At 45.2% G+C, this 15,464-nt stretch carries 13 protein-coding genes; 4 read left to right on the forward strand and 9 right to left on the reverse strand.

Features of this window, described 5'->3' with window-relative positions; translation table 11 throughout:
- Positions 1–63: 63 nt before the first annotated feature.
- The 4 genes from glmS to KFF44_RS13945 all read right to left on the reverse strand — a co-directional run bounded on the left by glmS (position 64) and on the right by KFF44_RS13945 (position 5,696).
- Positions 64–1,890, reverse strand: a complete 1,827-nt coding sequence (gene glmS, locus KFF44_RS13930; protein ID WP_255935234.1) for a glutamine--fructose-6-phosphate transaminase (isomerizing) — start codon at positions 1,888–1,890, stop codon at positions 64–66.
- A complete protein-coding gene (gene glmU / locus KFF44_RS13935) occupies positions 1,890–3,248 on the reverse strand; it encodes a bifunctional UDP-N-acetylglucosamine diphosphorylase/glucosamine-1-phosphate N-acetyltransferase GlmU (RefSeq protein WP_255935236.1) in 1,359 nt (452 codons plus the stop codon). Before glmU ends, glmS begins: the two co-directional genes overlap by 1 nt.
- A 121-nt stretch (positions 3,249–3,369) precedes the next feature.
- On the reverse strand, positions 3,370–4,410 hold the full coding sequence (locus tag KFF44_RS13940; RefSeq protein ID WP_255935237.1) for a phytanoyl-CoA dioxygenase family protein: 1,041 nt from the start codon (positions 4,408–4,410) through the stop codon (positions 3,370–3,372).
- A gap of 20 nt (positions 4,411–4,430) precedes the next feature.
- Positions 4,431–5,696, reverse strand: coding sequence for an amidohydrolase family protein (locus KFF44_RS13945; protein WP_255935239.1), 1,266 nt, complete (start codon positions 5,694–5,696; stop codon positions 4,431–4,433).
- A gap of 105 nt (positions 5,697–5,801) precedes the next feature.
- Here KFF44_RS13945 and KFF44_RS13950 point away from each other — a divergent pair, with 105 nt between their 5' ends.
- The gene (locus tag KFF44_RS13950; protein ID WP_255935241.1) at positions 5,802–6,911 is read left to right on the forward strand and encodes an NADH:flavin oxidoreductase; all 1,110 of its coding nucleotides are present in this window, start codon (positions 5,802–5,804) and stop codon (positions 6,909–6,911) included.
- Here the strand turns inward: KFF44_RS13950 and KFF44_RS13955 are convergent.
- Positions 6,908–7,972 (reverse strand): PA0069 family radical SAM protein, encoded by a 1,065-nt coding sequence (locus KFF44_RS13955; RefSeq protein ID WP_255935242.1) that lies wholly within the window; start codon positions 7,970–7,972, stop codon positions 6,908–6,910. The two genes, KFF44_RS13950 and KFF44_RS13955, sit on opposite strands and share 4 nt — an antisense overlap.
- 146 nt (positions 7,973–8,118) lie before the next feature.
- Here KFF44_RS13955 and KFF44_RS13960 point away from each other — a divergent pair, with 146 nt between their 5' ends.
- From KFF44_RS13960 to KFF44_RS13970, 3 genes are read left to right on the forward strand one after another with little or no spacing between them, the layout of a single operon-like run.
- Positions 8,119–9,231, forward strand: a complete 1,113-nt coding sequence (locus KFF44_RS13960) for an aminotransferase class I/II-fold pyridoxal phosphate-dependent enzyme (protein ID WP_255935243.1) — start codon at positions 8,119–8,121, stop codon at positions 9,229–9,231.
- Between the two features lie 8 nt (positions 9,232–9,239).
- Complete coding sequence (locus tag KFF44_RS13965; RefSeq protein WP_255935244.1) at positions 9,240–9,842, forward strand: transcriptional regulator; 603 nt, start codon at positions 9,240–9,242, stop codon at positions 9,840–9,842.
- Positions 9,842–10,798 carry a hypothetical protein gene (locus KFF44_RS13970; protein ID WP_255935245.1) on the forward strand — a complete coding sequence of 319 codons (957 nt, stop codon included), beginning with the start codon at positions 9,842–9,844 and terminating at the stop codon, positions 10,796–10,798. Before KFF44_RS13965 ends, KFF44_RS13970 begins: the two co-directional genes overlap by 1 nt.
- Before the next feature lie 55 nt (positions 10,799–10,853).
- Here the strand turns inward: KFF44_RS13970 and KFF44_RS13975 are convergent, their stop codons facing one another.
- From KFF44_RS13975 to gcvH, 4 genes are all read right to left on the reverse strand, one after another.
- Positions 10,854–12,008, reverse strand: coding sequence for an EAL domain-containing protein (locus tag KFF44_RS13975; RefSeq protein WP_255935247.1), 1,155 nt, complete (start codon positions 12,006–12,008; stop codon positions 10,854–10,856).
- Positions 12,009–12,119: 111 nt separating this feature from the next.
- Entirely contained in the window at positions 12,120–13,673 is a 1,554-nt protein-coding gene (gcvPB, locus tag KFF44_RS13980) for an aminomethyl-transferring glycine dehydrogenase subunit GcvPB (protein ID WP_255935248.1), read from the reverse strand.
- Positions 13,670–15,022, reverse strand: a complete 1,353-nt coding sequence (gcvPA, locus tag KFF44_RS13985) for an aminomethyl-transferring glycine dehydrogenase subunit GcvPA (RefSeq protein WP_255935250.1) — start codon at positions 15,020–15,022, stop codon at positions 13,670–13,672. Before gcvPA ends, gcvPB begins: the two co-directional genes overlap by 4 nt.
- Before the next feature lie 63 nt (positions 15,023–15,085).
- The gene (gene gcvH, locus KFF44_RS13990) at positions 15,086–15,457 is read right to left on the reverse strand and encodes a glycine cleavage system protein GcvH (RefSeq protein ID WP_255935251.1); all 372 of its coding nucleotides are present in this window, start codon (positions 15,455–15,457) and stop codon (positions 15,086–15,088) included.
- Between the last annotated feature and the right edge of the window lie 7 nt (positions 15,458–15,464).

Here is a 15,464-nt window from a genome sequence, read left to right on the forward strand (position 1 = left end):
AGCGGCAATAATCAAGGAAAAACCGTTTCAGACAAATCATCAAATTCTGAAACGGTACAGAATTTATTCGACAGTTACAGATTTTGCCAGATTACGCGGCTGGTCTGCATCTGTCCCTTTTTCAACTGCTGCATAATAGGCAAGAAGTTGAACAGGGACAGCGTAAACGATCGGACTCGCGATATCATCGCACTTAGGCATTTTGAATGACATCAAGTCTTCGCCATTTGAGCCCACTGCGCTTGGGTCATGATCAGAGATAACAATCACCTGACCCTGCCGCGCCATAATTTCCTGCAGATTAGAGACTGTTTTATCAAAAAGCTCGTTATGCGGGGCAAGTCCGATAACAGGGACATTCTCGTCAATTAAGGCGATAGGGCCATGCTTCAGCTCACCTGCTGCATACCCCTCGGCATGAATATAACTAATTTCCTTAAGCTTCAGCGCACCTTCCATCGCAATAGCGGAATGAAGCCCTCGTCCTACAAACAGAATATCACGCGCTTTTGCAATTTTATGAGCAATCTTCTCGATGCCCTTATGATTGCTAAGAACATCAGCGACAAGCTTGGGAATTTCACCGACACTATTAATAGCCGATACAACACCTGCTTCATCAAGCTTTCCTCTTGCGCGCGCGATCTCGGTCGCGAGTGCTGCCAAAACGATCAATTGGCAAGTGAATGCTTTTGTACTTGCAACCCCAATCTCTGGGCCAGCATAAATCGGGAACACCATGTCGGACTCGCGGGACATGGACGATTCTTCTGCATTCAGGATCGAAAGGATCGACTGACCTGCCGCTTTCGCATGCTTTAATGCTGCAAGCGTATCCGCCGTTTCTCCCGACTGAGATATAAAGATCGCCAACCCACCCTCAGTGTATACCGGATCGCGGTAGCGAAATTCAGAAGCGATATCCACTTCTACCGAAATTCTTGCCATTTTTTCTAGCCAGAATTTGGCGACAAGTGCCGCATAATAACTGGTTCCACATGCGATAATCGTGACCTTGCTAACATTCGCAAAATCAAAATCACCGGCTGGTAACTTGACGCCTCCCCCTGTTTGGTCAAAATATTTACCAATGGTTTGAGCGAGGATAAATGGCTGTTCGAATATTTCCTTCTGCATGAAATGCCGATAATTGCCTTTATCTGCAAAAGTATTCGACACTTGTGAGTATGTAACAGGGCGCGTAACAACGGCGCCAGTCATATCAAAGACCGTGACAGCCTCACGGGAAATCTCTGCCCAGTCACCTTCCTCAAGGTAGATTAACTTATTGGATAGACTAGCAAGAGCAATCGCATCTGAACCAAGATAGTTTTCGCCCTTCCCCATTCCAACCACAAGGGGGCTGCCTCTACGCGCAGCAAAAATTCGCTCGTTTTCATTCTTTATAATGATCGCTAGAGCAAATGCTCCCTCAATTCGCTTCAAAGTTTCGAAAACAGCATCTTTTGGAGCAAGACCACGCGCCAAATATTCCGATATTAAATGAGCAACAACTTCCGTATCGGTTTCACCTTCAAAATTGTGGCCATTTTCAATCAGTTCTTTTTTCAGTGATGCGAAATTTTCGATGATACCATTGTGAACAACTGCAAGACCATCTGCCATATGAGGATGCGCGTTCACTTCAACGGCTTCACCGTGCGTTGCCCACCGCGTATGTCCAATCCCGATATCACCTTTGATAGGTTGGTCTACAAGTTTACTATCAAGGGCCGCAATTTTGCCCACAGCACGACAGCGGTGCAATTCCCCACCATGAAGTGTCGCGACACCCGCAGAATCGTACCCACGGTATTCCAACCGATGTAAGGCCTCCATCATTCGGGGAACGGTATTTGTTATTCCGACTATTCCAACAATGCCGCACATTATTTTTGTTCCTTCTTCGCCAATCGTTCAGATCGAAATTTTGCAGCAAACCCGTCAATTTGCCGTTGTTTTGCCCGTGTAACTCCTAAGGCATCCTGATCAATATCACTTGAGATAACACTACCTGCTCCAACAATCGCGCCGTCACCAACTGTAACAGGGGCAACAAGAGCAGTATTCGACCCAATGAAAGCTTCTTTGCCGATAACCGTCTGGTATTTAAAGAAACCATCGTAATTACAAGTAATTGTACCCGCGCCTATATTAGCGGCATCACCTACGATGGCATCGCCTATATAGGAAAGATGACTTACCTTTGCCCCTTCGCCGAGCTTAGCTTTTTTAACTTCGACAAAGTTACCAATTTTTGCCTTATCCCCAATCTCAGCACCAGGGCGCAGTCGTGCAAACGGGCCAACACTTGCGTTTTCACCGATGGTCGTCCCTTCAAGATGGCTAAACGCTTTGATCCTTGCACCGCCTGAAACATGCACATTCGGGCCGAAAAATACATTTGGCTCAATGATGACATCAGCCTCTATTTTTGTATCGTTTGCGAAATAAACTGTATCAGGGTCTATTAGCGTAACACCGGATGCCATCATTTCTGCGCGTTTTTTGGATTGAAACGCTAATTCCGCTGCCGCCAAATCTGCGCGGCTATTTACCCCCATCACATCCTGCTCTGAAGCATTCACAACAACCGCATGAGAACCATCGGCCCTAGCACATGCAACCAGATCCGTAAGATAATACTCACCAGCTGCATTATCGTTCGACAATTCTTTCAACCACTTGAAAAGTTTAGCGCCGTCAACGACCATCATACCAGAATTACAAAGCGATATTGCGCGTTCTGTTTCAGTAGCGTCTTTATATTCAACAATACGCTCTAGGTCACCGTTACTCGATAAAACCAAACGACCGTATTTTCCGGGGTCGGCGGCCTCGAAGCCCAAAACGACAATACCAGGTTTATTCGCCTTGTTATTCTTGGCTTCAAGCATCTGCTCCATCACAGAATTTGGAATAAAAGGCGTATCCCCAAACAGGATAATTACATCACCATCAAATCCTGAAAGGGACTTTTCTGCCATCATAACGGCGTGCCCCGTACCCAATTGCTCTTCTTGAACTGCAAACTCCGCTGAATAATCAGCACCTGCAATGGCCGTTTCCAATTGTTCCCGCCCTGAACCAACAATAAGAACTTGCTTGGAGCATCCCAAACCTTGAACTGTATCCATCAAATGAAAGAGCATTGGTTGTCCCGCAATATCATGCAGGACTTTATGTTTTTCAGATTTCATTCTAGTGCCTTTACCGGCAGCAAGAATAACAGCAGCTATATTCCCCATAAATTAGTCTTTCAAACAATCAAATTAGTAAAAAACTTTAAATTTCAGCGATATTGGCACCCATACCTAAAAAAAAGCCTAATTTTTTAAATTTATCGAAAATACTGTTTTTTATTTTGCTTTAACGGCCATCATTATCCAAAAACATCTCGTCAGCATCAATCAGGTGCCAACTGGCTCTTGATATGTTCTTCGCAGCTTGACGGTCTTTGTAGAGCCAAAATTGCTGCAAACCCCATTGTTCGATATTAGCCATTAACTTAGAACCGAACCCCGGCAAAATATTGAATGGATTGTGGCGACTATATGCCCAAATCTCTATTCGACTTTCACCGTCATTGGCCTGCCCGCGCCCATGGAAACCATTAGTATTTGCAATGACAAGCGTACCAGCCTTAACAGTAATTCCCTTTGGTGCAGCTAATTCCATTTCTTCAAGGTCTTGAGCGTCAGCGCGGAACGAACCCTTCTCAGAGTACCCGTCTGATATATTACCAGCCTGAATACTGCGCCTGTATTCCCACTTCAAACGTTTTAAGGATAAACGGTGTGACCCTTTGACATAAGTAAAGGGCCCGTGTTTTTGCTCCACATCCTGAAGAAACAACCATGCCTTCATCGTTGGATGAAATGTATCGGAATGCATGGTTTTCTGGGGGTCTTTCTTGCCGTCAACAAATCCATTCCGAATACGCTGAATATACATAAGTGGCCTATGCCATTTAGCCCCAGTGTAAAACAAACGATCCTGTAGGCGACTATCATTAACCACTTCGCTTAAAGGTGACGATTGTTGCAGCACTTTATCATCTAATAATATACGCTGGGTATATGTGTTCCCCTGCACCATTTGGCGCGGGTGAACATCCATAGCATCAAACTTATCGGTAATAGCCTGAATAGTTTCTTCGTCTATAAAATCAGGAACCAGTACAAATCCATCACGGTGATAGGCCTCGCGTTCATCCTCGTCCATCATTGGCTTCAGGAAAAACCAGCGAATGTGAGCTGCTATGTGGGCAAGCACAACCCTTAATATATGAAGCCCTAATATATTCAAAAGCCGTGAGCCAATGATCGGATTCGCTTTAAATGATTTTGATTGCCCAAACAGGCCAAAAAACCAGATGGGCAACATATATATTTTCGATATGATCTGCATAATGATCTTCTATAGAGACTCTATGGCTTTTTATAGATTTTGCCATTTTTCATCACAAATTCGACACGGCGGATCGCTGATAAATCATCAATTGGATTGCCTGAAACCGCTATGATATCAGCAAGATATCCTTCTTTTACGAGACCTAATCCATCAATATTCATTAATTTAGCAGATGTGTAGGTCGCTGCCTTTAGCGCATCCAAATTTGTTAAGCCATGCGTAACTAACAGCTCTAACTCTCGGGCATTGTCGCCGTGGGTAAACACACCAACATCGCTACCATTACAAATTTCAACACCTGCCTTTAGCGCTAATTCCATTGATGTGCGTTTCTGACCAATTCGAGCGGGCTCGCTTGCTTTCGAACCGTCCCAGCCGCGATACCGTGAAATTGCGTCCCCGGCCGCAATGGTGGGACAGAAAATCACCCCTTTTTCCGCCATCAACTTAAATGTTTCAAAACTACCACCGTCACCGTGTTCAATGCTTTGGACCCCAGCCAATATAGCGCGCCGCATGGCCTCATCAGAGGCAGCATGTGCAACAGCAGGCCTTCCACTGTCATTTGCGATTTGAACAATGGTTTTTAGCTCATCCAGTGTGAATGTAGGCTTGGCTTCACCATTTGGGCCCCAACGGTAATCAGCATAAACCTTAATAATATCTGCACCTTTGCCAATCTGATCCCTAACAACGTGAATTAAATCAGCGCCATCAGCAGGTTCTGCGCCGAGGTTAATATGATGCGATAAATCAAATCCTTTTGGTCCATAACTACCTGTTGAGACAATTGCCTTCCCTGCTACAATTAATCGAGGCCCCTCAATAACCCCCTTGTTCACCGCATCACGAATGCCAACATCCATATAACCAGCGCCTTCGCTTCCTAAATCACGAAGCGATGTAAAACCAGCATCGAGCGTAGCCCCTAAATGATTGCCCGCACGGAGCGTTCGCTCCGCCCAACTTTCCTTTAAAACCTGATCATTCCATGAAACTTCATTGTAGGGGTGCAAGAGTACGTGGCTATGGGCATCAATCAACCCCGGCATCAACGTTAAGCCGCTCAAATCAATACGCTTAACCGCTCTGTCCACAGTAAGGTTTTTACCGATTTGAACAATTTTATCGTCCTGAACGTGAACTTGATAGCCATCAAGAATTCGTCCTGTCGAGACATCCAATACATTGGACGGCATAAGCAAATATGCATCCGCTTTTACAAAAACACTCAAAAACAATGCGATAAGTAGACCAACAAAAGATTTGCTAAAAAACTGCATAAGAATTTCCCAACCTGTAGCTCAAAACCCTATATTTACATTAGCAGGCATTTACAGTAAAAACAGCCAATTATTAATTAATACAAATCATTATTTGGAAGTCATATGTCTGCACAATATCCCTGTTTATTTGAGCCGTTCAAATTAGGCGCTTTAGAGTTACCAAATCGCATTGTCATGGCTCCAATGACTAGAACTTCGTCGCCAGGGAATTTCCCTAACCAAAAGAATATCGACTATTACAAAAGACGCGCTGAAGGCGGTGTTGGCCTCATTATCACGGAAGGGACCTGCATCAATCACCCAGCAGCGAGTGGATACCCAAATGTTCCATTCTTTTATGGTGAAAAGGCGCTCGCTGGCTGGAAAGACGTAGTCGATGCGGTTCATAGTGCAGGTGGTAAAATCATGCCACAGCTTTGGCATGTGGGCGCCGTTAGACGGCCAGGTATCGAGCCTGACGCTGAGGTTCCAGGCTACGGCCCTTCGGGAATGGTCGCCAAAGGCAAGAAGCGTTGCCATGAAATGAGCGAAAACGATATTGCAGATGTCATAGAAGCCTTCGCGCAAGGTGCTGCAGACGCACAGAAATTAGGTTTCGACGGTGTTGAAGTGCACGGCGCTCATGGATACTTAATTGACCAGTTTTTCTGGGCTGATTTGAATGAACGTACCGATCAGTGGGGCGGCACCTTACAAAACAGAACACGTTTCGCCGCAGAAATCGTCAAAGCTATCAAAGACCGCACTGGCCCAGATTTTCCAGTAATCCTTCGGTGGTCCCAGTGGAAAATGCAGGAATACACTGCAAAATTAACGAATACGCCAGAAGAAATGGAAACGTTCCTGAAACCGCTTGTGGATGCTGGTGTCGATATTTTCCACTGTTCTACACGCCGCTTCTGGGAACCCGAATTTGAAAGAAGCAATTTAAACCTTGCGGGATGGGTTAAGAAAATCACTGGCAAGCCAACTATTACCGTTGGCAGTGTTGGCCTTGATAATGACTTTATCAATGAAGGCAGCCCTGTTTTCAAAGAAGCTGAAACGTCAGATTTATCTGAGCTTGCAAGCCGCATGGAAGCTGGCGAATTTGATCTGGCTGCTGTGGGTCGTGCCTTGATCGCCAACCCAGAATGGGCCAACCAGGTACGTGACGGCAATATGGAAAGCTTAAAACCATATCAAAAAGAAATGCTCGCAGAACTGATCTAAAACAGACTAAATTGACCATTCTTTGAGAGGGGTTTTTCAAATAGGCCTCTCTCAAGCTTGCTGAAACTCTGATTTAATTTAAAGCGATCTATCGATCTCAGGAAACGCGATTTCAACAAATCAGCCTCAACGCCAACCCCTTTCATTCTGTGACCAAAACGCTGATCATTCGCTTTACCGCCACGCATTGCCTTCAATCTGTTCATCACACGTTTTCGTCGGTTTGGATAATAGGACGCTAGCCATTCATCAAACAGATCATGTAATTCAAGCGGCAACCGCAATAGGATAAAGGCGGCACGAACGGCCCCTGCCCCCTTAACCGCTTCAAGTACGCTCTCCATTTCATGATCGTTGAGCGCAGGGATTACCGGGGCAAACATAATCGACACCGGAATGCCTCTATCCGAAAATTGTCTTATCGCGTCCAATCGCCTTTGCGGAGAACTCGCCCTAGGCTCCATGGTGCGTGATAATTTAGCGTCGAGCGATGTGACCGAAAAAGCAATGCGAATTAAGTTAAGTTCATGCAAAGCTTCTATGATATCCATATCCCGAAGCATCAATGCAGATTTGGATAGGAGGGTTACAGGATGTTTACATTCCAGTAAAACCTCTAACACCTGACGCGTTATTTTGTATTCGCGTTCAATAGGTTGGTAAGGGTCCGTATTGGTTCCCATTGCTATTGGCTCAGGCTTATAAGCTTTCTTGGCTAATTCGTTCCTTAAGAGTTCGGCTGCATTTGGTTTTGCAAACAAACGTGTTTCAAAATCAAGCCCAGGAGACAGTCCCATGAAAGCATGACTGGGTCGGGCAAAACAATAAATACAGCCATGTTCACAGCCGCGGTATGCATTAATAGAGCGATCAAAAGGGATATCAGGTGACGCATTTTTAGTGATGATATGTTTTGGATGTTCGATTGTTACATGGGTAGTAACCTGATTTGGCATCTCAAACCCTTCCCACCCATCATCAAAATATTCTACTGTTTCACCCTCAAACCGACCAGAGACATTGGAACATGCACCCCTGCCTTTCGGCTGAAGGCTATCCATATATCGCCCGTGTAAAAATGCTCTCTTCTGTTCCATAATTGAAGCATAACAAATAAGAACAAAAAGTGAACATAAATAATCATAGACTCTTTTTAATATTTAGAATAAATGTCTATATATAGATATTTTATACAAGGAAATGACAGATGCAAATTGAAGAATTCACGCTCGAGCGTATTCAATCCCTCTATGAAAACACCGTAGAGTTCAATCTGTCTGATAGCGGTGTGCATCCATACACTTTGAATGAGTTATTAACACCGGAACAGAATGCAAAGCTTTTAGAACTGGAAATTGGGTACGGCTGGACCAATGGCGCAACCGAATTACGTCAGTCCGTTGCAAACTTGTATAAAAACAGAACATCAGATGAAGTCATCATTACCAATGGCTCGGCAGAAGCAAACTTTTTAATGGTTATGTCGCTCCTGAACGCAGGCGACGAACTGATTGTTTTTGTTCCCAACTACCTGCAAATTTGGGGTTGGGCACGTGCGCTTGGTGTAACAGTTAAGGAAGTCGCGCTTAAAGAAGAACTGGGTTGGCAACCAGACCTGGATGACCTGAAAACACTGATCACTGATAAAACTAAGATGATTACGATCTGTCACCCAAACAATCCGACAGGTAGCACTCTGCCACTCGAAAGCATGCAACAGCTAGTCAATTTTGCTCGTGACTATGGCATTTATTTGCATGCTGATGAGGTTTACAAAGGGTCGGAATTAAACGGCGAGGAAAGCCCGAGTTTTGCTGACCTTTATGAAAAAGCTATCATCACTTCAGGCCTGTCAAAAGCGATGGCACTACCGGGATTGCGGATCGGTTGGTTAGTTGGTCCAGAAAACGATATATACAAGGCTTGGCAAAGCAAAGACTATACCTCCATCACTACAAGTGCAGTTAGTGAATATGTAGCTGACATCGTGGTTCAGCCCCTTAAAAGAGCAGAAATCCTCGAGCGTAGTCGACGTATCTTGCGAGAAAATGTTGCTCTTCTCTCAGGCTGGCTCAATAACAATGCAAACTTGTTTTCAAGTATATTACCGGACGCTGGCGGCATGGCATTTGTACGCTATAATATGAAAATAAATTCCACAGAGTTAGTTCATAAACTTCGGGAAGAGCGTAGCATTATGCTATTGCCTGGCGATGTGTACGGAATGGATAACTATATTCGTTTAGGTATTGGTGCGCCCAAACATCACATAGAAGAAGGTCTGAAACATCTTGCAGATTATGCGCGCACTAACTTTTAGATAGCAGGATGTTAGAAAAGTATCATAATATTGCAGATGGCATTGCAATGCTGTTTGCCCCCTATGTTGAGGTTGTCATACATGACCTGGCAACCGAACAGGTCACTTATATCGCCAACAATATTTCAAAGCGTACTATCGGCGAACCGTCCCTGTTACATGAGATTGATTTCAAGCCTTCAGACAGCGTTATTGGCCCTTATGAAAAAACCAACTGGGATGGGAAACGAATTAAATCCATAAGCAGTGTGTTAAGAAATACAGAAGGAAGGCCAACAGGTATCTTGTGCATAAATGCTGATATGTCTCATTTCCATATGGCACAACAAGCCTTATCAGCGTTAATTTCCTCCCCTGATAACAAAGATAAGCCAGTGGCCCTTTTCAAAGAAGACTGGCATGAGAGAATAAATCAATTCATTACCGATTGGACGCAAGATACCGGAACAAGTATTTCCCAACTTTCTCAAAAACAGAAGAAAACGTTAGTTTTTGCTCTTGCCCAAAACGGCGCCTTTGAAGGAAAGCAAGCCGCTACATATGTTTGCCGTGTTCTAGGAATCGCGCGGGCAACACTATATAATTACCTCAAGCAACAACGAGAGAAATAGTGGAAATTATCGGCAAAAATCAAATCGAGACTATACTGGAAAAAGCAGATCTTTTCCCTGCAATCAAGGATGCATTTATCAATTTTTCCCTTGGTAATGTTACGACCCCGCCCGTCGGCTATTTACCGTTTCCGGAGGTAAATGGTGATTTACACATAAAATATGGTCATATCAAAGGCGATGATACATTTGTCATCAAAATTTCAAGCGGGTTTTATGATAATCCGAAACTGGGCCTTCCAAGCAGTAATGGATTAATGATGGTATTGTCTGCCAAAACGGGAGAGCCAATTGCGCTTCTTCTGGACGAGGGAATGTTAACAGACACGCGCACCGCTATTGCAGGGGCGATAGCCTCCTACACCCTAAAACCTGCTGCTTCATCTGTAATCGGCATTATTGGCACTGGCATACAAGCAAGGCTGCAACTTTTTTATCTTTCAAAGCTAATACCAAATGCCAAAATATATGTATGGGGGCGGAATACCGAAAACACCCAAAAATACTTGAATGATATTGCCCATATGGGCTTAGCTGCAACAGCATGTAGTTCGCTTGAAACCCTATGTAATAAAGCAAATATCATCATCACTACCACGCCAAGCACCGAAGCAATTGTTTTGGATAATTGGGTTCAACCCGGCACACATATTACGGCAGTTGGGGCCGACGCACCCGGTAAACAAGAACTTGATGCCGCCATTTTCAAACGTGCCGCTTTCACTGTTTTCGATTCCAAGGAGCAATGCATCCATCATGGGGAAGCGTCGCATAGTGAAATAGAGTTTCACGACAGAAACTCGGCAGAATTAGGTGCAATTCTTAACGATCCAAAACTTTACAGACGACAGGAAAGAGACATAAGCGTTGCTGACCTTACGGGGATAGCTGCTCAGGACATTGCGATTGCTAAAGCTGTTTGGCAACAGGCGAGCACGAATAACCGATCTACATAGATCAGCAATCAGTCGCTGCACATTTTAATATCAAGAGAGAATTATCTCGCGGTTTTCATAGCGTTTTAAGGAATTTATCTTCTGGCATCGGCTTCCCGATTAAAAAGCCTTGCGCATAATCAGCCTTTAAATCTTGGACTAATTGTAAATGCTCCGCCGTTTCAACACCTTCCAGACTACAAACCATATCCAGTTTATGGGTCAGTTCTATCGCTGATTCTAAAATCAATCGTGCTGATTTATCCTTCAATGCACGAGATAAAAACTTACGATCAATGACCACTTCATCAAAAGGAATTGTATCCATTTCCAGAAGGGTAGCATAACCGGCACCAAAATCATCAAGGGCAAGCTTAAAACCTCGGTCTTTAAGCAGTTTAAGTGTCTCAAGGGGTTCATGACGGTCAATGTCAAGGTCTGATTCTGTTACCTCTAATGTGACCTCACCTGCATTAATTTGATATTGATCCGCAAGGCCAGAGACAACATCTGCAAAATCCATATTTCGCAGATTTTCACTTGAAACATTCACCCATATTTGCGCTCCTTTTAAAGCCCCTTCCCAGTTCCCTTTTAATTTAAAAGCAAGTTCGATCATACGGTAAGCGAGCAAATCCATATGCCCTTGCTCGCGCGCTAACTTAATAATAGCACCAGCCCCCAAAAGGCCGCCACCTGGTGCCTGCCAACGCGCAAAACATTCGCCGCCAACAATCTTGCCCGTTTTAATATCTTTCTTGGGCTGAAAAACGGCTGCCAACCCGTCGGTCATCAACCCCCGCATAAATTCAGCTTCTGAAAGTACAGTCTCAGAGCCTACAACACGGTTTGAACGAACGCTGGCAACATCATGAAAAGCACCCAAAAAGGCCTGTGTATCAATCGGCCGTTCCAGAACGGCCAACAAGTTTATACTATGCGCAAGAGCAAGCGATTGAACCTGAGGGAAATCTTCTTCCAATGCACTCCCTATCAGAATAACCCCCGGATCATAAGGCAACATGGCGACAACACCGATAAGATCCAGTGCTTTCAAGCCAGAAGTTTCGCTATCACAGATAATATAGTCGTAGCGTTCAGCCTCAAGCACTTCAAACGCTCGCTCCCGATCAGAAACATAAGCCGCAATGACATTAGTTGGCCTGAAATGCTGGGAGAGTATGTCCTGTATGGTATGCGAAGCGTCAATTACAAGAATACGGGTGCTCACGTCTATAGCCTCTTTGAAAAATAAAGATCACGCATAATACGCTATGAAACCTTAACATAAACAAAAAAAGGGCCATAAAAATGGCCCTTCCATTACAATATTTATGCACTGCTATTCCGCAGCGGTCTGATACCGAAGAATTGGGCTTCGAGCCGCCTTGGTCTCATCAAGGCGTTTCATAGGCGCATAATATGGGGCGCCCTCAAAACGCTCTACTTCCTGATTTTTGGCAGCGTTCGCCAAACCACGCATAGAACGAATAAACTGATCCATATTATATTTGGATTCGGTTTCTGTTGGTTCGATCAACATGGCGCCATGAACAACAAGCGGGAAATACATCGTCATAGGATGATACCCTTCGTCAATCATGGCTTTCGCAAAATCAAGCGTTGTAACACCCGTATCTTTTAGGAAACGATCATCGAATAAAGCCTCATGCTTACATGGCCCTTCATAAGACGCCGACATCAAATCTGATAGACTTGCCAGAACATAGTTCGCGTTCAAAACCGCGTCCTCTGCCGCTTGGCGAATACCGTCAACACCGTGGCTTAGCATGTAAGACAGCGCCCGGACATACATGCCCATCTGACCGTGAAAGCCAGTAAGACGGCCAAGCGATGTTTCACCCTCATCATCACCCCATTCCTTAATGTCGAGGGTATCACCGTCTGCTACAACATAAGGGAGTGGCACAAAGTCCTTTAGCGCATCAGAAAAAACAACTGGCCCGGAACCTGGTCCGCCACCGCCGTGCGGGGTAGAGAAGGTTTTGTGGAGGTTGATATGCATCGCATCAACACCAAGATCACCAGGACGAACTTTACCCATGATCGCATTAAAGTTTGCACCGTCACAGTAAAAGAAGGCACCTGCTGCATGAACCGCATCCGCAATCTCACGTATCTCGCTTTCAAACAACCCGCACGTATTTGGATTTGTTAGCATCACGCAAGCTACTGTATCATCAAGCGCCGCCTTCAGCGCATCCAGATCAACACGACCATTTTCTTTGGCAGGGATATCCTTAACCTTATATCCGCAGAAAGCAGCGGTTGCCGGGTTAGTTCCATGTGCAGATTCAGGACATAAAACTACTTCACGCGCATCGCCGCGTGCTTCCAGTGCTGCCCTGATCGCCATAACGCCGCAAAGTTCACCGTGAGCACCCGCCTTCGGTGACAAAGCAACGGCTGGCAAACCAGTTAATGTTTTCAGCCAGTGGCCTAATTCTTCCATCAGTTCAAGCGCACCTTGCACAGTAGACGTTGGCTGCAATGGATGAACATCACCGTACCCCGGCAAACGAGCCATTTTTTCATTCAAACGCGGGTTATGTTTCATCGTACATGAACCCAGTGGGAAAACCCCCATATCAATCCCGTAATTTTTACGGCTAAGGCGCGTAAAGTGGCGCATTGCATCCGGTTCTGAAAGGCCCGGGCAATCGATATCACTTGTTCGCTCTAAACCACCAAGGGACATTTCAAAATCATCCACATCAACGATATCCACACCCGTTGTGTCACGATTACCAATTTCAAAGATCAATGGCTCTTCAAGGCGAAGGCCTTTATGGCCTGAAAAACTCTCGAACCCTGAAGTTTCATTTGCCTCTATTGTTTCCACACCTGTTGGGCGGCCAGCAGCATTCATACTCATGACAATTCCTCCTCAAGCGCAGTTTTAAGGGTATTAATATCTTCTGGTAGAACTGTTTCGGTTGCCGCAAGCAGCAGAAGGTCATCAAACCCGGCATCAGGATAAAGCCTGCTTACAGGAACACCCGCTAGAATATCCTTAGCGGCCAGTGCTTCCACCACATCATTCGCGTTCTTTGGTAATCTGACAGTAATTTCATTGAAGAAACTATCGTTCAAGACCTCGACGCCCTGGATTCCGTTTAGAGCTGCTTTCAAGTCACTGGCTGTTTTGTGGTTTACAAGCGCCAGTTTCTTTAGGCCTTTCTCGCCCAGCAAGCTCATATGCACCGTGAACGCAAGTGAACATAGCCCAGAGTTTGTACAAATATTTGATGTCGCTTTCTCTCGGCGGATATGCTGTTCGCGCGTAGAAAGCGTAAGAACAAAACCGCGCTTTCCATCCGCATCAACCGTTTCGCCGCATAACCGACCTGGCATCTGACGTACATATTTTTGATTTGTTGCAAACAAGCCAAGGTAAGGGCCTCCAAAATTAAGACCATTGCCAATGGATTGACCTTCGCCAACAACAATGTCCGCACCCATTTCACCTGGCGACATCACGGCGCCCAGCGACACAACCTCGGTTACGACAACAACGAGCAATGCTTTCTTGGCGTGTGCTGCTTCTGCGACGGGGCGAAGATCAAGTACATGGCCAAATACATTTGGGTTTTGAACGATGACACAGCTTGTTTGATCATCAATCGCCTCAATCACAGCATCCAATTCGGCTTGTGGATCTGTTGGGTTTGGTGCCAATAGCTCGAGTACATCGTCAGTGAACTGAGTTGTTGTTTCAGAAACCGCGCGGTAGTGCGCGTGAAGGCTACCCGCTAAAATCGCTTTTTTCTTACGTGTTACGCGGCGCGCCATCATAATCGCTTCACCACACCCGGTAGAGCCATCATACATACTGGCATTCGCGACATCCATACCTGTGAGTTCGGCAACTTGTGTCTGGAACTCGAAAAGATACTGGAGTGTGCCCTGTGCTATCTCAGGCTGGTAAGGAGTGTATGCTGTCAAAAACTCACCGCGTTGGATAATATAATCCACAGTCGCAGGCACATGATGCTTATAAGCACCGGCGCCAACAAAAAACGGAACACTGCCTGCCGATATATTTTTGGCAGACATTTTTGAAAGATGACGTTCAACCGCCATTTCACTTTGATGATTTGGTAGATCAATCGAAGGATTTAAAACTTCGGTTGGCACATCACTAAACAGATCATCAATGTTACCAACACCAATTTTGGTAAGCATTGCATCTCTGTCTTCGTTTGTCAGCGGCAAATAGCGCATCAAAACACTCCTGATTTTCTTGAAACAAAAAAGGCGCTGACCAAATCAGCGCCCCAAAACATTTTATTCTAGACCAGCAACGAAATCGTTATAGGCTGCTTCGTCCATCATTCCGTCCAGCTCACCAGTGTCAGCAACCGTCATCTTAAAGAACCAACCACCATCAGTAGGTGCACTATTCACAAGCGCGGGTTCGCCTTCAAGGTCAGAATTGACTTCCGTAATCTCACCTGTGAGCGGTGCATAAACTTCACTTGCAGCTTTCACTGACTCAACAACCGCAACTTCATCACCTGACGCAAACGACGCACCAACTTCAGGAAGCTCAACAAAAACGACATCACCAAGTGCCTTTTGCGCGTAATCAGTGATGCCAACTGTTGCAATATTGCCGTCGACCACAATCCACTCATGCTCATCAGTATATTTAATCATGATACTT

It is taken from the genome of Kordiimonas sp. SCSIO 12610 (genome assembly GCF_024398015.1).
Classification (GTDB): domain Bacteria; phylum Pseudomonadota; class Alphaproteobacteria; order Sphingomonadales; family Kordiimonadaceae; genus CANLMI01.